The organism is Bradyrhizobium sp. CB82, from assembly GCF_029714405.1.
Lineage (GTDB): Bacteria > Pseudomonadota > Alphaproteobacteria > Rhizobiales > Xanthobacteraceae > Bradyrhizobium.
Genome location: NZ_CP121650.1, coordinates 7,987,433 through 8,004,444, shown reverse-complemented (window position 1 = coordinate 8,004,444; position 17,012 = coordinate 7,987,433). Strand labels below are relative to the sequence as shown.

The 17,012-nt window shown below is 58.8% G+C and carries 14 protein-coding genes and 6 pseudogenes; 11 read left to right on the top strand and 9 right to left on the bottom strand.

The window, feature by feature from the left end; translation table 11 throughout:
- Nucleotides 1–53 precede the first annotated feature (53 nt).
- Together QA640_RS38450 and QA640_RS38445 are read left to right on the top strand one after the other, a co-directional pair.
- Nucleotides 54–187 (top strand): annotated as a pseudogene (locus QA640_RS38450) (IS5/IS1182 family transposase); the annotation flags it as partial.
- A 258-nt stretch (nucleotides 188–445) separates the two neighbouring features.
- A complete protein-coding gene (locus tag QA640_RS38445) occupies nucleotides 446–1,534 on the top strand; it encodes a saccharopine dehydrogenase family protein (protein ID WP_283043017.1) in 1,089 nt (362 codons plus the stop codon).
- 288 nt (nucleotides 1,535–1,822) lie between these two features.
- On the opposite strand, the gene QA640_RS38440 is transcribed toward QA640_RS38445, so the two are convergent.
- Complete coding sequence (locus tag QA640_RS38440; protein ID WP_283037858.1) at nucleotides 1,823–2,473, bottom strand: IS110 family transposase; 651 nt, start codon at nucleotides 2,471–2,473, stop codon at nucleotides 1,823–1,825.
- 434 nt (nucleotides 2,474–2,907) lie between these two features.
- The gene (locus QA640_RS38435) at nucleotides 2,908–3,411 is read right to left on the bottom strand and encodes a hypothetical protein (protein ID WP_283037857.1); all 504 of its coding nucleotides are present in this window, start codon (nucleotides 3,409–3,411) and stop codon (nucleotides 2,908–2,910) included.
- Nucleotides 3,412–3,427: 16 nt separating this feature from the next.
- On the opposite strand from QA640_RS38435, the gene QA640_RS38430 reads away from it, so the two are divergent.
- Together QA640_RS38430 and QA640_RS38425 are read left to right on the top strand one after the other, a co-directional pair.
- Nucleotides 3,428–3,592, top strand: a complete 165-nt coding sequence (locus tag QA640_RS38430; RefSeq protein WP_283037856.1) for a hypothetical protein — start codon at nucleotides 3,428–3,430, stop codon at nucleotides 3,590–3,592.
- 234 nt (nucleotides 3,593–3,826) lie between these two features.
- Nucleotides 3,827–4,093, top strand: a pseudogene (locus QA640_RS38425) (IS21 family transposase); the annotation flags it as partial.
- A gap of 257 nt (nucleotides 4,094–4,350) precedes the next feature.
- Here the strand turns inward: QA640_RS38425 and QA640_RS38420 are convergent.
- Together QA640_RS38420 and QA640_RS38415 are read right to left on the bottom strand one after the other, a co-directional pair.
- Complete coding sequence (locus tag QA640_RS38420) at nucleotides 4,351–5,166, bottom strand: enoyl-CoA hydratase/isomerase family protein (protein WP_283037855.1); 816 nt, start codon at nucleotides 5,164–5,166, stop codon at nucleotides 4,351–4,353.
- A gap of 359 nt (nucleotides 5,167–5,525) precedes the next feature.
- Nucleotides 5,526–6,845: pseudogene (locus tag QA640_RS38415) on the bottom strand (IS701 family transposase).
- Between the two features lie 468 nt (nucleotides 6,846–7,313).
- Between QA640_RS38415 and QA640_RS38410 the strand changes: the two are divergent.
- Nucleotides 7,314–8,279, top strand: a pseudogene (locus QA640_RS38410) (transposase); the annotation flags it as partial.
- Between the two features lie 458 nt (nucleotides 8,280–8,737).
- Here the strand turns inward: QA640_RS38410 and QA640_RS38405 are convergent.
- Nucleotides 8,738–9,472 carry a hypothetical protein gene (locus QA640_RS38405; RefSeq protein WP_283037854.1) on the bottom strand — a complete coding sequence of 245 codons (735 nt, stop codon included), beginning with the start codon at nucleotides 9,470–9,472 and terminating at the stop codon, nucleotides 8,738–8,740.
- A gap of 161 nt (nucleotides 9,473–9,633) precedes the next feature.
- Entirely contained in the window at nucleotides 9,634–10,707 is a 1,074-nt protein-coding gene (locus QA640_RS38400; protein WP_283037853.1) for an IS630 family transposase, read from the bottom strand.
- A gap of 38 nt (nucleotides 10,708–10,745) precedes the next feature.
- Between QA640_RS38400 and QA640_RS38395 the strand changes: the two genes are divergently transcribed.
- Both QA640_RS38395 and QA640_RS38390 read left to right on the top strand, forming a co-directional pair.
- A complete protein-coding gene (locus tag QA640_RS38395; protein ID WP_283037727.1) occupies nucleotides 10,746–11,027 on the top strand; it encodes a helix-turn-helix domain-containing protein in 282 nt (93 codons plus the stop codon).
- A 118-nt stretch (nucleotides 11,028–11,145) separates the two neighbouring features.
- Nucleotides 11,146–11,505: a DUF6788 family protein gene (locus QA640_RS38390; RefSeq protein WP_283043134.1), complete on the top strand. Its 360-nt coding sequence runs from the start codon at nucleotides 11,146–11,148 to the stop codon at nucleotides 11,503–11,505.
- On the opposite strand, the gene QA640_RS38385 is transcribed toward QA640_RS38390, so the two are convergent.
- Complete coding sequence (locus tag QA640_RS38385) at nucleotides 11,439–11,825, bottom strand: transposase (RefSeq protein WP_283037852.1); 387 nt, start codon at nucleotides 11,823–11,825, stop codon at nucleotides 11,439–11,441. The two genes, QA640_RS38390 and QA640_RS38385, sit on opposite strands and share 67 nt — an antisense overlap.
- Before the next feature lie 83 nt (nucleotides 11,826–11,908).
- Between QA640_RS38385 and QA640_RS38380 the strand changes: the two genes are divergently transcribed.
- The 3 genes and pseudogenes from QA640_RS38380 to QA640_RS38370 all read left to right on the top strand — a co-directional run.
- A complete protein-coding gene (locus QA640_RS38380; RefSeq protein ID WP_283037851.1) occupies nucleotides 11,909–12,775 on the top strand; it encodes a hypothetical protein in 867 nt (288 codons plus the stop codon).
- Between the two features lie 9 nt (nucleotides 12,776–12,784).
- The gene (locus tag QA640_RS38375) at nucleotides 12,785–12,916 is read left to right on the top strand and encodes a hypothetical protein (RefSeq protein ID WP_283037850.1); all 132 of its coding nucleotides are present in this window, start codon (nucleotides 12,785–12,787) and stop codon (nucleotides 12,914–12,916) included.
- A gap of 308 nt (nucleotides 12,917–13,224) precedes the next feature.
- A pseudogene (locus tag QA640_RS38370) lies at nucleotides 13,225–13,638 on the top strand (transposase); the annotation flags it as partial.
- A gap of 3 nt (nucleotides 13,639–13,641) precedes the next feature.
- Here QA640_RS38370 and QA640_RS38365 read toward each other — a convergent pair.
- Nucleotides 13,642–15,222: pseudogene (locus tag QA640_RS38365) on the bottom strand (IS66 family transposase).
- A 68-nt stretch (nucleotides 15,223–15,290) separates the two neighbouring features.
- Nucleotides 15,291–15,644, bottom strand: a complete 354-nt coding sequence (tnpB, locus tag QA640_RS38360) for an IS66 family insertion sequence element accessory protein TnpB (RefSeq protein ID WP_283037775.1) — start codon at nucleotides 15,642–15,644, stop codon at nucleotides 15,291–15,293.
- A 504-nt stretch (nucleotides 15,645–16,148) separates the two neighbouring features.
- On the opposite strand from tnpB, the gene QA640_RS38355 reads away from it, so the two are divergent.
- Complete coding sequence (locus tag QA640_RS38355; RefSeq protein ID WP_283037849.1) at nucleotides 16,149–16,343, top strand: hypothetical protein; 195 nt, start codon at nucleotides 16,149–16,151, stop codon at nucleotides 16,341–16,343.
- The last annotated feature ends 669 nt before the right edge of the window (nucleotides 16,344–17,012 follow it).

Genomic DNA, 17,012 nt, shown 5'->3' with positions numbered 1-17,012 from the left:
GTTGTTTAAAAAGGCGCTCGCCGGCGACCGCCGACCGTGATTCAATGGCTCGGACTGAGAACCGCGACCGTCTGCCGGAAGGCGAGATCGCGCCCAAGTTCCTGGGGCGGTGCTGGCGCAGCCCAGGGTGAAGAAGCTGCTGTCGAGCGCTCACTTCTCGGTCGATGGCAGGCTGATCGAGGCCTGGTGCCTCAAGCCGACGTTGCAGGGCACTATCCCACAAGGACATGGTTTTGGCGAGTATCCCGGCGAGCGGGATGTTTCGTTCATGAGCGCTAATAGTCCTCTGTCTTTCGTCAGTCAGCGATGTGAGCACTCAGTCCAACCGTCGATATCATTGGTCAAACCCCAAAAGAGGTGGGCCGAACTGCGCCTTTTGTGGCTATGAATCGTCAAATCGTGATCTAAACTCATGGATATTCAAGGTCAGAAAAAGCGGGAAAACATGAAAGAAGTCCTGGTTCTCGGAGCAGGAAAGATCGGTGTCGCGATTGCAACGATGCTGGCCGATACTGGCGATTACAAGGTGACGATCGTCGACTGCAGTGGCGAGCATCTCGCCTCGATCGACTGCCATCCGGCGATTTCCTCTGTGATGTTTGATGTTACCAATCAGGCAACTCTGGTGGCCGCGCTCAATGGTAAGTTTGCAGTGCTTTCGGCCGCCCCCTTCCACCTGACCACACAGGTCGCCGAGGCCGCACTTGAGGCAGATGCGCACTATCTCGATTTAACCGAGGACGTCGCCGCCACAAATAAAGTCGCGGCTCTGGCTCGAAATGCCAATCGCGCATTCATTCCCCAATGCGGTTTGGCGCCAGGCTTTATTTCGATCGTAGCCAATGATCTGGCATCCCGCTTCGATAGTCTCGACAGTGTGCGCATGCGGGTCGGTGCGCTGCCGCAATATCCGTCGAATGCATTGAACTATAACCTGACCTGGAGCACCGAGGGGCTGATCAACGAATATATCGAGCCGTGCGAAGCCATCGTGGAAGGCAAACTCGTGAACGTGCCAGCCATGGAGGAGCGCGAGGAACTTTCGCTCGACGGTGTCACCTATGAAGCCTTCAACACTTCAGGCGGCCTTGGAACATTGGCAAGGACGCTGGAAGGCAAGGTGCGCACTATGAACTACCGCACGATTCGATATCCTGGGCACCAGGCGATCATCAAGGCGCTACTAAACGATCTGAATTTGAAGAACCGTCGCGATATGCTGAAGGATGTGTTCGAAAACGCGCTACCCGCAACCATGCAGGATGTGGTCGTCATCTTTGTTACAGTCTGCGGCTGGCGAGATGCGCGTTATGTGCAGGAAACATATGCGAACAAGGTTTATCCCGGAGTTGTTGCGGGACGAAAACTGAGTGCCATTCAGAGCACGACCGCGGCGGGCATTTCAACCATCTTAGACCTTTTGGCGCAGGAAAGGCTGGCGGCAAAGGGCTTTGTCCGACAGGAGGAGATCGCATTGTCGGAATTCCTCAGCAATCGGTTTGGTCAGGTTTACAATCCGGACGGGGGCCGATGAGGCTAGGCGGATGAGCTTCGTGGTAAGACTAATTAGTCGTCCGTTCTTTAATCGCGGGCACGATGTCAACCCCGATAGACAAAAATGATCCGCTGCCGGGTTCATGGTTCTTTCCGCGGTCGTCTCTATGCCGGAGCGCCGCATGATGGCGTTCAAGAGGTGTGGCATCCCGATGTTAAGAGCGCGGTGCGTAAAGCCCGCAGGGACGACTTCGAGATTGCCCACACCATCGTCCCGGCAGGGACGCTTGTTCCGCCGAAGGCGGATCCGGGTTGGTTTAAGACTGGTTCATGCGGTGCGCATCTCTGCCTGGAATTCGGTGCCATCAGTCCAGATGGCATGGAGGATGACAGCCATTTTGCGAGCGACGGCAACCTTGGCCTTCTTGGTGCCGATGCGTTTGGCCAGTTTGCTGCCCCGGCGCTTGAGCGCAGAACCTCGCCTGACAACGGTCAGCAGGACGTTCGCGGCCTCGAACAAATAAGTTCGCATCTGGCGGTTGCCGCGCTTGGAGATGCGGCCAGTGCGATCCATCTCACCGGATTGATAACGTCTTGGTGTCAGGCCTAGATAGGCGCCCACGTCGGCGGAATGTCTGAAGCGATTGGGGTCGTCGATGGTAACGACGAAGGACAGGGCAGTCAGGGGACCGACACCGGGAACGGTCATCATTCGCCGAACAATTTGGTCGCCTTTTGCCACTGCCATGAGTTGTCGATCGAACTTCTCGATTTGTTCAGTCAAACAGGACTGGGCAAGCGGCAGCGGTGCGAAAATATCTTGCAAATCCGGCGCTTCAGCAAGCACGGCGTCCACTTTACGAGCCAGGTTGGTCGAGCCGGCCTTGCCGAGTACTATTCCTAACCCCTTGCACAGACCGCACATTTGGTTGTCAATATCTCGCCGTAGATTCACCAGCTTGGTTCGTGCCGCCAGCATCGAACGAGTTTTCCAGCTCTCCGCCCCCTTTCACGGCAGCTTCCCGGTACCATCCCATGCGGGCCATTTCAGCCAATCCCTTGGCATCGTTCTGATCCGACTTGTTGATGCACATCGATAACGCCGCGTTGGCGTGACGCGCATCAAGGCAAATCACCGGAAAGCCCAGTGCCCTGAGTTGATGCCAAAACCAATTGGATAGCGAGCCCGTTTCAAAAACGATTCGCTCAGCATTGCCTGCGTGACGCCGCAGGAGCTTAGCGATCGCCTCCGGATTGGTCGGCGCACAACCTTCGAATGTCAGTCTCCCTCCGGTGAGGCTTTCAATTACCCATAACTTTGACCACTCGGGCTGATCCGCTGATCGGCGAAATCTTGAGTCGAAAGAATCACTTGTGATTCCTTGCTGAGCACCTGATTCGCGAGGGGGTGCTCTATGGGGCTGACATTAGGGGATCGATCGGCAAAAGGCTGTTTGCGGTCCTTGGAAGGTGAATGCGAATCTTGCGATACCTGATCTTAAGAATGGCCTGGTCGGGATCGCCGTTGCTGTCTCTGACTTCGATGCGATGGAGCCCTTTGACGGCGACCTCGTCCATTTCGTCGGCGATCGTGTGATCCCCGTCTCCAGCCAAGCGGTCGACGCAGGTCCTGATCAGGAAATGAGTTCCGATCTCCTGTGCTGCGCAGAAAAGCTCGTAGATGTCACTCTCGCGATCACCAATATGGATGCACCGTCCCGGATGATCCAAGAGTTGCGTAGACTGCTTGAGATTTTCCAACCACCGGACGCTTTCCTTTTTCTCGATGGGAATCCGGGTCGGATTGATCTTCTTTTTAAGCGCTGCCGTCCCCTTGAATTTCTTCCGGGTCCAGAACTTAACGGCCGCCAACCCCAGCGGCACGCCCTCGAGTGTAACCGCGAGGCTCGAATGCATCAGGATGCCGCAAACCGTGTGCGATCTGAGGCGACCCGCCTTATCCAAGATCGCCCGGCTCGGCGGTTATCTCGCCCGCGCCAGCGATCCGCCGCCCGGCAATACCGTCATGTGGCGCGGGCTGTCACGCCTCACCGACATCGCGCTGGGCGCCATGGTCGGAGGAGAATTTTGTGGGTAATTGAAAGCCTCACCGGATGCTTACGAATGTCACGCCGCCGGCCTGATCCAAAACGCAAATGCTGGTTTCTTCCATAGAGATGTCCAGACCAACGTACTGCTTCATAGCGCGGCTTCTTTTCGATTTGCTGACGCCGATCGTACCGATCCTCGTGTTCTCAAGAAGATGTCAGCCGCGATTACGCCATGTGAAGAACCTCCCAAGCCATTGAGCGGGAGTCGATTTTTGGAGCGGCGGTTGGCTTATTGCGGGTTTGAGCACGCCATGTCGTGCTGGGAGGCGACAGCTTCGTCGCATTGGCCGAAGGGCCGCAGAATGCCCGTGGTCGCTCTGTGCGGCACCGCGGGAGCATCGGACCGACGGCCTGTCGGCCGCCTTCAGCAATCTCGACCGCAATGCACGGGATGATCTGACCCCGCGGTGGACCTCTGCGCCCATTACAGCATGCGGCCTTCCCGTAACAATCACGGCATCGCCCACGAGAACGGAGCGATTGAGAGCTGGGGATCGGCCCAACTTATCGAGCCCAATCTTGGATAATGCTCCGGGAAAATGCATGCGCCCGGCCTAACGTGTTCAAGTTTGGCGCCGACGAGGCGATCGAACGCAAATTCGAGTCGAACGTCGCGCTTTTTTCGCCGCTCAGCCATCTTCGCGGACAGACGCGAGATAAGCGGCCACCGCTCGGCGCATCCGATTGCCGAAAGCCTGGAAGCCGCCGCATGGCTAACGCTCTCACCTATCATTGTTGCCACGAGTTATTCGTACTTTTTGAATTGGGAGTCTCTCCAGTTCACAGCCTCTTTCACGCCTTTTTCGCGGCGTAGCAGGTTGAATTCCTTGTATTCTGGGGGATCCATGGCTGTAAGCAGCAAGCAGGCCTCCATCCCGTAAGTGGTCGCTGCGCGGAAACCCATGATGTCGTAGGTTTGATTGATCGCTCTTTTGTTCCACTGAAGGCACGCCATGGCGACGAGCGATATGCGCTTAGCTGCCTTCATGGTCTCGACTCGAAGCTGATCCTTGGGAAATACCCGGTTCACGAGGCCCATCTCCTTCGCCTCGTTGGCGCCGATTGTGTCGCCGGTATAGATTAGTTCCCGACAGCGCGCGCCAATGATCCAGGGCATAGCGAGCGTCGTCACGCCGCCCGCGAATCTGCTCTCGACTGCGCCGAACTTGGAGTCCTCCGAACAGTACCGGATATCGCACATTTGAGCGAACTCGAACGCCCCGGCGAGACAATAACCCTCGATTTGCGCGATTACAGGCTTGGAGCAGACCCAGACCGTGTGTGCGAAATCGAAATGGTCGGCGATCCGCTTGCGCCAATCCATTATTGACAGATCGTCGATATCAACGGCTTCATTAAGGTCGTAGCCGCTGGAGAATGCCTTTCCGCCAGCACCGGCTACGATAATGACTCGGATGTCCTCGTCGTCTATCGCCTTGGCGATCGCGGTCCTGAATTCCTTTCGCATTATCGAACTGAACGCGTTGCAGCGGGCCGGATTGTTGAAGATGATCGTTGCGATGCGCTCATCGGTCTCGTACTTCAGAAACTGATAGTCCATGATGGATCGCTCCTTCGCATGATTGAAACTCAAAAGTTATCGTCGCCGACCGGCTCAACGAACTCGCGGCAATTCCGTGAAGTCGAACTTTACTTCTGCCCTACAGCGCTCTCGTCGGCTTCGACCATGAATCTGGGCTGCTTGTCGGCTACGGGCTCTTCACCGCTCGTATGAGGATTGATCGTGGTTGGCGTTCCCTACCTGGGTCCGTCAGGAGCAGTCTAGCAAGTCGCATGCCAGCCAGCACGCGGCTGAAAACGCCGCGCTTTGCGGAGATTTCGTTTGCTGTACGACGAATGTCGGATTTCTGACATGGGCACTAGCACTACTTTGGCAGAAATGGTTTGTGCTGCAGTTTTTCATGGATTCGTCTTCTGCAGTATGCGCATCGCTGCAATGGCGGCCGAAGGATGAGATCGACGATGGCGTGGCGCACGGCGGGCATGGTTGGTTGAGGCGGAGGCCCGTTGATTCTTTTTTTTCCGTCCCGCGTGTGCGAGGCGACGGTGTTGCAAGAAGGCGTAGGCAATCATAGTCATCAAGGCGTGACGATGAAGACCTTGCCAGGACCGCCCCTCGAAGTGATCAAGCCCAAGCTCCTCCTTCAGTTGCTGATGCGCCTGTTCACAAATCCATCGTGCCTTGATGGTGGCCGCCAGTGTGCGCAGATCTGTCGCGGCGGGCAGATTGGCTAGATAGTACTTATTCTCCCCGGAGGCGCGTTGCTGGCCGATGAGCCAGGCTTCGTCACCTGGGAGATGCTGCTGACCTTTATCCCATATTCGTTGAGGAGGTCCGTCAGCGGTACGCACACGGACAGCAACAAATCGGGCTTTCAGTCGACTTTTCGTCCCGCCGCGCCAACTCACGGTTTTCCACTTGGCGCTGGCCAGCATGTGTTCTGCCGAGATCGATAAAATATTCGGCACGTGGTGCTTTCGTGGGTCGACCTCGAACTTTAATGACCGGCCAAATGAGCTGCACATCAACCGGATACACCTTGAGGTGACGAGGGATGCCGACGGCCCAGGCCAACCCACGTTCCGTTAGCCCTTGTCGAAACGGTACGCTGAGCCCGTATCCCGCATCCGCCAGCACACACCCAAAGCGCACCTTGGCTGCCATCGCGCGGTCAATCTCGGCCAAAGCAATTTCTGGCTTGGATCGTGGCGTGCGGTGTTCGACTGGTACGCGGGCGCGCTTCAAACGAGGCACGTTGCTTGTCCAATCACCGGCACTTCGCCGCGCGCAAGTGTCAGCGACACCAGCGTTTGGCAATTTGCCGTTTTGCCAAGAGTGGACGCATATTGAGCCGCGACACCAACCGAGCGTTCACCCTTCTTCGGCATTGCCGTGTCGTCAATAACCAGCACCGCGTCCTTGCCGCCGACAAGCCGGTCGGCCTGATTGAGCAATTCCGATTCCAGCGGTGCCGCGTCCCAGACACCATCGGCGATGAAATGGTGCAGCTGATCATAGTTGCCCGTTGCCAGGCGTATCGCCATCGGCTGAACGCTTTTGCGGTCGCCAGGACCGATCAATCCCGCAACGTATAGGGGGCAGATCCGCTGCCGGGTCTTATGACCCAACCGATCCAAGAATGGCTTCAGCCAGCGTTCGAGTTCGTCTTCCCAATCCGCCATGGTCAGCCCTCCAAGAGCCGACCACCCATGAATCATTGAAAAATCGATTCGGGAGTCCCAATAAATCAGCGGAATCTAATAATCTGCCAAAGTAGTGTTAGGCTAGAGGCGCTGCAATAATAGCACACGGCGCCCCCGCAGCCTCTGAGTTTCGACGCTGCATGAAGACGGATGTTAAACATATGCGAGAATCATCCAAACAGCTCATGACACAGAAAAATGCGATCATCTTGAGAAGTCGATTGGGTGGCGCCAGAACGATGTATCAATAGCGCAAACCGTCTGCGATTTGATTGCGGGCAGCACATCAGATCGCACACTTCACGCCGAGCGACTTGTCTGGCCGCAACCGCTTAGGCCACGTTCTCTACGCCACTGGTCAAAAACAACGCCGTCTACATCGCGATCGTCTACAGATGTCGAGAAGGAGTTGCACGGGTGGAATCGAGCAGACCGAGGGCGCCAAGTTATCCATGAGCTACTGCGGCGCTATTCCGGGCTCGGTTGGACCAGATCATCAACATGAAGCACGAGCTGGTTCTGCTCGCCGCCAACATCGACTGGGACTAGATCGAGGGCGAGAATGCCACGCTCTACAACGAGAACAGCACGGCCGGGTATGGAGAGCCGCTTCATGATCGAATTGTTGTTGCTCAAGCACATTTACTGGCTGTCCGATAAGGGACTGTGCGAGTGCTTGGTCAACGACCCATATTTCCAGTTCTTCACAGGCGAAGAGTTCTTCCATCACGTCTTGCCGCATGAGCGTTCAGACCTGAGCCATTGGCGCAAGAGGCTCGGCGACAAGCTGGAGGGTTGTTGGCCGAGCCTGCGGGTGGCGCATGAGGCCGGCGATTTGTGCAGCCGGGTCCTCAAGCGCGTTACGGCCGGCTCCACGCTGCAACCGAAGGCCGTCAGTTTCCCGACCGACGCAACACTGCTGCATTCCGCGATCCGGGGGCTGAACCGCCTGGCCAGGAAGCACAGGTCAGACTGCGGCAATCCTATTCTCTCGTCGGCAAAGGCGCGGCGATGATGGAAGGTGGCTACGCTCATGCCAAATAGTTCAGGCGGCATCAGCGGCAGTTGCGCATCCTGCGCAGCCGGCTGGGCCGGATATATCCGCCGCAAGATTGAGGGCCAGCAAGCACTGCAGGAGACCTTCGCCCTTCCGCTTGGCCGCGCCAGCCAGATCCGCTCGCAACAGCAGCGCCAGTGCGCTGGAAACTTTATTCCTTCCATGCCCCGGAGGTGGAGTGCATCGGCAAGTCACCGCAAATCGCCGGGGCTTCCGGTGGCCTGTTCGTGCTGCACGCGAGCGCGTTGCCCGGCAACCCATGCAACGGTCCCACTCTGCGGGACGTGATTGACCGCACCGAGACAGTTGACCGGCTGTCCGATCGAGCGCGCCTATGTTCGACAAGGGATACCGCGGCCACGACGTGGCGGCGTGACATTCGAAGGGGCTTTACGCACCGCGCTCTTAACATCGGGATGCCACACCTCTTGAACGCCATCATGCGGCGCTCCTGCATAGAGACGACCGCGGAAAGAACCATGAACCCGGCAGCGGATCATTTTTGTCTATCGGGGTTGACATCGTGCCCAAGATTAAAGAACGGACGACTGGACTCAATCAGTCATCACAGTGAAGATTCCAATCCATTCAGAAAGACAAAGTCGCCGACGACATCCTCGCTTCCCTTGAACGCTTCCATCGAACGCCCGATACGATATCAAGATGACCACGCCAGATGGCCAGGCGTTCATGGAAGCTTGGGCCTTCTGGAACCAGAGGCATTCACTACGGATCGGCCACATGATCTCGGTGGCCAGACTTCTTCGCGGCTCGCTGTTGTAGCGCAGCGTTGCGACATATCGCGAAAGTTAAGATCCCTTCCGGTCGTGCCAGCAAAGACGATCGGAACTTAAAACAGATCTTTTGTACGCTGACGCTCAATCTCGCTCCTCAACTCCTTCCCATTCACCCAAATAAGCCAGTCGTCGTCCACAATGTTGTACTCTACCAGCCGTAATTTCGACCCGCCCGGCTCTTGATGGGCATACCCATTTTGCGCAACAACGCCCTTGTCCACTCGCCAGCGCGCTACAAGGGCACATACGAAGTCAGGAGTCCACATGGCATAGGACACGCCGCGAGCAATTCCCGACACGATCTTTGGTATGCCTTGCCCTCTAAAGTCGGGGCGTACCCAAAGATCCCCGTGGTAGGCGATTTTCCCGGCCAGCTGCTTCGCGCTGGGTGCTGTGCAAATACAACTATCCTCAGGGTGTGCGTGTATGGCCGGGTTCGAGTAAAAGGCCTTCAACGATTGCAGGTGTTCTGCAAGGCTGCTGTGCGACAGGTTGTATAATCGAGCAGCCTCCAAAAGTGCAATCTCGTTATTCCTGTCGACGCCAATGATCCAATATCCCTCGCCTGATTTAATTTGCGAACGATCTGGCCGGAAGTTCGGATATGTAGGCCCCTTTGTTGGAATGGCCCGCGTAATCGAGAGATACTTTTGAAAATCGAATCCGATTGAAAGCCTAATGCCTTTTTGGGCGGCCGCTTCGTCAAAACACTGAAGAAACCGTGACAAGTGCAGCGGATTTACTTTCTTTTCCATCGGTGCAATTTGTGGCAACGGGGTAACTTTCATCATAACCTATCCCGCGAGTTACTAACGGATTCCTCGTACACCATTAACAATGGTTGAGACACTACCTACTCTGGTGAGGAGTGTTTCGTCTCATATTCAGGACTGGTATCAGCGCGTATCAACATGCCACGGCAGCGGAATTGTTGAGCGCTAGTGGTTTATCACAGTGGTTTTGACTCTTTGGAGGTCGTTGGATAGGCGCGGCGGAGTTTGGCGCGGGCTTTGTCGGTTGTGAACATCCACTTGATGCGTTGTCGGGTTTTATTTCGCGGCCGTTGCCATGCAGCGATCTCGTTTCGGAGCCTTTTGGGGTCGTCGATGCGACGGCCGAGACATTGACGCTGCAGCACGCTGATCTCGCACTCGACCATGTTGAGCCAACTTGCGTGTTTCGGGGTGTAGTGGAATTCGAGGCGGCGCAGGATGCGACGGGCCTCGGCAGGCGCAAATGCTTGATACAGCGCGCCGGCGGTATGAATCGACAGATTGTCCTGAACGACACGGATGCAGGCGGCGTCGGGATAATGGATGTCGACGAGTTCACGCATGCAGTGCGCGTAGTCCACGTCGGCGCGGCGGTCTGTAACCTTGACGTTGCGCCAGCCACGATGCGGGTCGAAGGTAACGAAGAGATTGACGGTGCCGTTGCGGCGGTACTCGTAATCGTAGCGCTCGCGCTGTCCCGGCTCGGCTGGAATCGGCTGACGGACCTCGCCGATGAGCTGGACGGGGGTCTCGTCGAAGCAGACCAGCGGCCGGACGGGATCCGGCGCCTCGGCGTAGAGGTCGAGCACGTCCTCCATGCGGGCGACGTATTCGCCATCGACATGACGCACGGTCTCGCCCGACAGGCTGTCATGATCGGTGAGCTTGACGATCGTGTCGGCCAGCAGCGTCAGCGTCCAACGTTTGCGGTCGGCGGGCGGCTTGGCGCATGCCGTCGCCACCAGCAGGGCCTCCTCCTTGCCGGTCAGCTTGCGCTCTGCGCCCGGACGCGGCTCCTCGCTCAAGGCCCGCTCCAGATTGCCTTCCACGAAGCGGCGCTTGGTCCGGCCGACGCTGGACAGGCTGACCCGGACGGTTCGGACAATCTCCGCGTCGCAACTACCGGCATCGGCCGCCAGCAAAATCTGCGCCCGCTTGAGCTTGCGGGCGGCATGCTTGCCGCCGCCGAGCATCGCCGTCAGTTCGTCCCGCTCGGCTTGGCTCAATTCGACCCGATAACGTACATTCATGCTTCGCCTCCTTGTCGGAGGCCCGGACGAATCCAGCGATGAGTCAAAAATCAGGCACGCGCTTCACGGAGAAGCAGGGGCACTACCTGGCCTTTATCTACACCTACGCGCACATGTTCGGACGCCCACCCGCCGAAACCGACATGCAGCGCCATTTCCGCGTCAGCCCGCCGTCGGTCCACCAGATGATCGTCACCCTCGAACGAAACGGCTTCATTCGCCGTCAGCCCGGTGTTCCCCGGAGCATCGAGATTCTTTTGCCACCCGAAAACTTGCTCATCCTCGAATGGCTCGGCATCAAAACGTCAAAATCACTGTGATGAACTACTAGCTAGTTTCTGTCGCGAAAGACATTTCGCCCTTAAAAATAAGGGTATTTCGCGATTTTCGAGCACGGTTTTTCTTGCGACGTACATGTGCATGGTATCACATGCTTCTATGAAGCATGTTGATTCGGAATCGCCTTCTGATGTCGCGCGCTGGCTGCAAAGCGAAACGACGAATCTTTGGCCTGCGCTTCTGGGTTCGCTGAGCCTGCGCCGGAGTCGATGCATCCGCAAGAATTGCCCGGCGTGCCAGTCTGGCGAACAGCATCAAAGTTATGTGCTGTACGGTCGGGCGGGCGGGCGTCGTGTTGCCGTTTATGTGCCGGAAGAGCTTATGCCGGAGGTTCAGCGCAGTCTGGACAACGGACGCGCCCTGCAGGAGCTGCTGCAGCAGACTGCGCCGCGCTACGTGAAGGCCTTGAAGCGAGAACGGACCGAAGCAGCCAAACGCAAGAAGAGCCGAGCGGTGTGAGAGCGACGTCGGATGAAGCCACGCTGGAAGGCGTCGTGCTTCGGCACCGGCGCGCAGTAGAAGTCGGTGAACTGACGAAGCGTCAATCCATCTGCGATGCGTTCACGCAACTCGCGATAGTCCCAGTTCTTGAGCCGCATCAGAACCAGCGAGCGCAGAACCTGTGTCGCCGTCAATCCGTGACGACCGCTATCGGGTTGCTTCAGGCCACGCACCAGATCCCGCCGGACGCGCTCGATGACGTCCCGCTGGTCGTCGAGAAAGCCGGATATCGCCTCCAGCAACGGCTCCAGGCGAATGCCCTGATCACGTTGCCGCATCAGCAATCGGCAAAGCACGTCTGACCCCGCAAACGCTGAGAGCGGTCAACGATTTGGTGGTTCGGGCAGCGGTCGAGCTCGGATTGGAGGACGGCGCGAAGCTGCGGGTCGACAGTACGGTGGTGCAGACCGACATTCATCATCCGACCGATAACACCTTGTTGTGGGATGTGGTCCGCGTCGTCACACGCTTGGTCCGCCGTCTGGCCAGAGCGCTGGAATTGCGAAGAATCGAGGGCTTTTGCGACCGCACGCGCGCGGCGCGGCGCCGGATGTACGAGATCCAGCGCATGACGACGAGGCAGCGTCACGAGCAGCAGACCCGCACATACCGGGTGCTCATCGACATCGCCGAGGAGGTCGTAGGAAACGCACGCGCGGGGCTCGAGAGGACCCGCACGATGCGCGGCAAGGACATGTTCGCCGACGTGGCCATCGAGGAACTGCGCAGGCAGATCGAGCACTTCTGCGGGCTGGGAGATCGCGTCATCGATCAGGCACGTCGTCGTGTGCTCTTCGGTGAGCAGGTGGCTACCGACGAGAAGATTTATTCCATCTTCGAGCCCCATACCGACCTGATCAAGCGCGGCAAGGTGCGCACGCCGGTCGAGTTCGGCCATAAAGTCTTCCTCGCCGAAAGCGCGGAGGGCCTGATCACGCAATACGATGTGCTGAAAGGCAATCCGCCCGACGAGGTTCACGTGGCATCTTCCCTCCAGCGCCACAGGCAAGCCTTTGGCCGTGCCCCGCAGCTGTACGGCTCGGATCGTGGCTTCTTCAGCGAGCAGAACCTTGCCTCGTGCAAGCACGCCGGTGTCAAGGTGGTGTGCATTCCGCAGCGTGGCGGCAAGAGGACGGGACGGCGTGAGGCGTACGAGAAGAGCGCGGTCTTCAAGAATGGTCAGCGCTTTCGCGCCGGCATCGAGGGACGCATCTCGGTGCTGTTCTGAGGCCGCGGCATGAAGCGCTGTCTCGCCGAAGGACGCGACCGCTTCGAACTGTGGGTCGGCGCCGCCGTGCTCGCCAACAATCTCATGAGGATCGCGGCAATGCTGATGGCGCGATCGCCGCGCAGGCAAAAAGCGGCTTGAACCTCATAGCCCCTTCTCCGAAGCCGCAGGCACCCCCACGGCTCAACATATCTTGAGCTGACACTTCGTTGCCCAACACCGAAACCAAGCCCAAAAATCGGCCCTCCGGAGCTTGCCGATCCCCGCAGCTACTGGCATTTTGTGCCCAATCCATCGGCATAACTTAGATTGCGCCACTCAACCCGGACGTTTCGCGACAGAAACTAGCTAGCCCTATGTTCGCTCTCTGAGGTGACGGGCGGCCCGCCACACGACAAGGTCGCGCCGGATGGTCCGGCGCCGAGCCTCAAGCATGGGGAGCGGGCCTGATGAACGATAGCATTTTCGTGGGGTTGGATGTGCACAAGGCGACGATTTCGGTTGCAGTGGCCGAAGGGATGCGCGGAGGGGAAGTTCGTAACTTGGGGATCATCCCCAATCGCGCCGATCAGATCGACAAGCTGGAGAAGAAGGTTGGCAAGGGCGACCGGCAGATAAGTTTTTGCTATGAGGCCGGACCCTGCGGATATGGCCTGCATCGACAAGTGACGGGACTGGGGCACAACTGCATCGTGGTGGCCCCCTCGCTGATCCCGATGAAGGCTGGGGATCGGGTCAAGACGGACCGGCGCGACGCGGCGATGCTTGCCAAGCTGCACCGGAGCGGCGAGCTGACAGCCGTGTGGGTTCCGGATGCGGCGCACGAGGCCATGCGCGAGTTGGTGAGTAAGCGCTTAGCAGCAACCCTATTGATGCTGGCTTGACCTTTTGCGGAACCGCCATGGCATGAGGTCGTCGATTTCGCTTTGGGGATGGCCGGCAATGATCGCCGTGAGCGTTTCGGCGATGTAGGCGACCGGGTTGACGTCGTTGAGCTTACAATCGCCACGGTGGATGCGAGCAAGGCCCAGTTTTCGGCTCCGACCTCATGACCGGCGAAGAGCGCGTTTTTTCTGGTCAAGCAGATTGGCCGGATCGCGTTCTCAACCGGGTTGGTGTCGAGCTCGAGACGCCCGTCATCGAGGAAGCGCGTCAGCCCCTGCCAATGATTGAGCGCGTAGCGGATGTCATCAGCGAGCGTCGAGCCGCTGGAGATCATCGATAGCTGTTTCGCGAACCACGGCTTCAACGCCTCGACGAGCGGCAGCGAGTGTTCCTTGCGCGCGGCCAGCCTGATATCCGGCTACGATGAACCGCGTACCATGGCTTCGATGGCGTAGAGCTGTGCGATCTGCCGGACGGCAGCCCCGGCGATCGGCGATTTACTGTTGCGGGCCAATTTGACGAAGCGCCTGCGCAAATGGCTCCAGCAATGTACGAGCGTCCACGGCCCTTGCGGTCGGGCGACTTCGATCAGCCGATCATAACGGTCATAGGCATCGCATTGCAGGAAGCGTCCGTTGAAGCCGTCCAGGAACTGCTCAGCGAAGGCGCCGCTGCGACCGGGGGCATATCGGAACAGCACGATGGGCGGACTTGGGCCGCTATGGCCGCGGTCGTCGGAGACGATCGCCCAGAAGTAAGCCCTTCTTCGTTTGACCACGCCCGGGATCGAGCACCGGCGCCGTGGTTTCATCCATGAACAGGCGATCCGCCGCTGCCAGATGGCGGCGCATGTGGTCGGCAACGGGCTGCAGATGGAAGCAGGCGCGGCCTGACCAATTGCCCAGTGTCGCCCGATCAAGCCGGATCCCCTGGCGCGCATAGATCTCGGCCTGACGGTAAAACGGCGTATGGTCGCCAAACTTGGAGACGATCACCTACGCAATCGCGGCTTTCGGTCGGTAGTCCGCCAGGCACGACATGCTCCAGTGCGTGCGCCTGCACGACAGGGCCCGAGCAGCGGCGGCAGATGTATTTCGGGCGGCGTGTGACCAGCACGCGCCATTGCGCCGGGATCACGTCGAGCCGTTTGCTGACGTCCTCGCCGATCTTCGTCATCGCCCCGCAACCGCACGGACAAAGCGTGCTCGCAGGCTCGATGATCCGCTCCACCCGCGGCAAATGCAGCCCCGATTGCGACGGGCTTGATCCGATCCGCCGCGCGATCGGCCCTGGATGATCACGGCCGCCTTCTCCTGTGCCGCGTCCAGGACGCCTTGCGCGATCTCCACGTCTTCGAGCGGCAAATGATATTGATCTGGCCGCAGCTTCTCGGACTTCGCTCCGAACTTCTCTCGGCGTAGTTCCCCGAGAATAATCTCCACCCGGCACCGCGCTTCTTCCGACGTTGCCAGCGCCGCTTGATGTTCGCTCAATGCTGCCTGCGTTTGCGCTAAAAGCGCCTTCAGGCGTTCATTCTCGTCGCGAAGCGTCGCGGTGCTCATGCGCCATGTCGAGCACATCTGCGCCGCCGGCGCCATGGCCAACTCGGTACAGAGTCATTCTGCCGCACTTATGCAGCGACCTGTGGACGCCGCGCTTCCTCCGGGCGGACCAACCGCCAATCCAGGCCCTCGAACAGCGCGGCCAACATCGCCGGCGATATCCGCATCACGCCGTTCGCAATCTTTGGCGACACGGACTTGCAACCCTCGAGGCGTTTGTGCACCAGCACCAGGCCCGTTCGATCCCACACCAAAATCTTGATCCGGTCCGCCCGTTTCGACCGGAACACAAAGGCTGCACCGCTGAACGGATCGAGACCAAGCGTCTCCTGCACCTTTGCAGCAAGCCCATCGTGCCCACAGCGGAAGTCGACGGGCCGCGTCGCGATGTAAATCTTCAGCTCGGCGCCGGGGACAATCATCGTGACGCCCGCACCGCACGGATCACTCGAGATAGCTGCTCCCCATCTATCGCCGCGTCCGTCCGCACGACGACGTCGCCAATCGCAATCTCGAGCTTGACTGCAAGAACGTGACGCTCCTCTAACGGCCCCTCCACGACCAGCGGCGCGAACGGCGGCTGCGGAGCCTCGCACGACGGCAATTCGCCGCGCTGTCGGAAGCGTCGTCGCCAATCGTAAATTTGCAAGCGCGTCGCCCCGTGCTTGCCCGCCACCTCCGCCACCTGCGCCGAGCAGCAGACTTTCGGCGACGATCCGAGCCCGTTCGGCCTCTGAACGCACGCGACGCCCGGACGGTCACTCAAGCACCTCAAGCCGGCTGACTGCTCCAGACCCAACTGATGAGCTGTCCAAATGGGCGTCTTTTTTTGCCGTCCAATCCCATCCCAAACCTCCGTTCAAGCCGGAGGCTTCTTCGCACATCTAATCCAACCCCGAAGCCAGGATATTGGCTGAGCGCTTACCTTGGTGAGAGCCCGCGCCACGGCGATGCGTGTGCTCGGCAAGGCGCGGCAACATCTCCAACGCTTCCTGCTGCGACATGGGCGTATCTATGCCGGCAAGAAGGGCTGGACCCTGGCTTATCGTCGCTGGCTCACCACGGTGTGCTTCGATCACCGGCGAGCCAAATCGTTCTGCAGGACTACATTCATGCCGTGACCGACGTTGAGGCCCGTGTGGATTGCTTGACCAAGCAGATCGAGGAGCTGGCGCCACAACCGCTATCGCCGCTTGTCGGCGGCCGGCAAACCCAAGGTGATCGTCACCACCGCCATTGCACGCGAGATGGTCGGCTTCCTGTGGGCGATCACGCGTCAAGTACAATTCGGGCCGGCCGCCTGAAGAGCGCTGCTCGACCATATCGGTGCCCAGGGCAGGAGGCAGGGCGCGGTGGGGAATCCTCGTGGCAGCCGGCATCGCCGACGCTCGCCCACTAGACCGAGGCAGCCCCAAGACGAAACCACGGTCATGCGGTACCCAACCCGCGCATGAGAGCTTGATCAACCGTCGTCTTGGCCCTGCCGCCTACCGTGGGCACCTTCGAAATCCAGCGTCCGGGCGCTCAGCCGGAAGCGGCTCCCCCTGATCGACTCCCTTGACAGCAAACATGAGAGCAGGCCGTTGAAGAAGTGAGCCGCGTTGCCGAATTCGGTACGTTCTCAACGCCCCGCTGTTGGAAGCTTCGCCGTGAATGCGGCAAGAGCAGGAAAAAGAGCATCGTTCTCTTACTTACCCCCCCCGATGCCCGATCGCGTAGGCCGGCTGCTTGAAATCCTGCGTTAGAGCGTCGAAAATAGCTGAATTACTGCGCAGTTTGCCGGCGAAAAT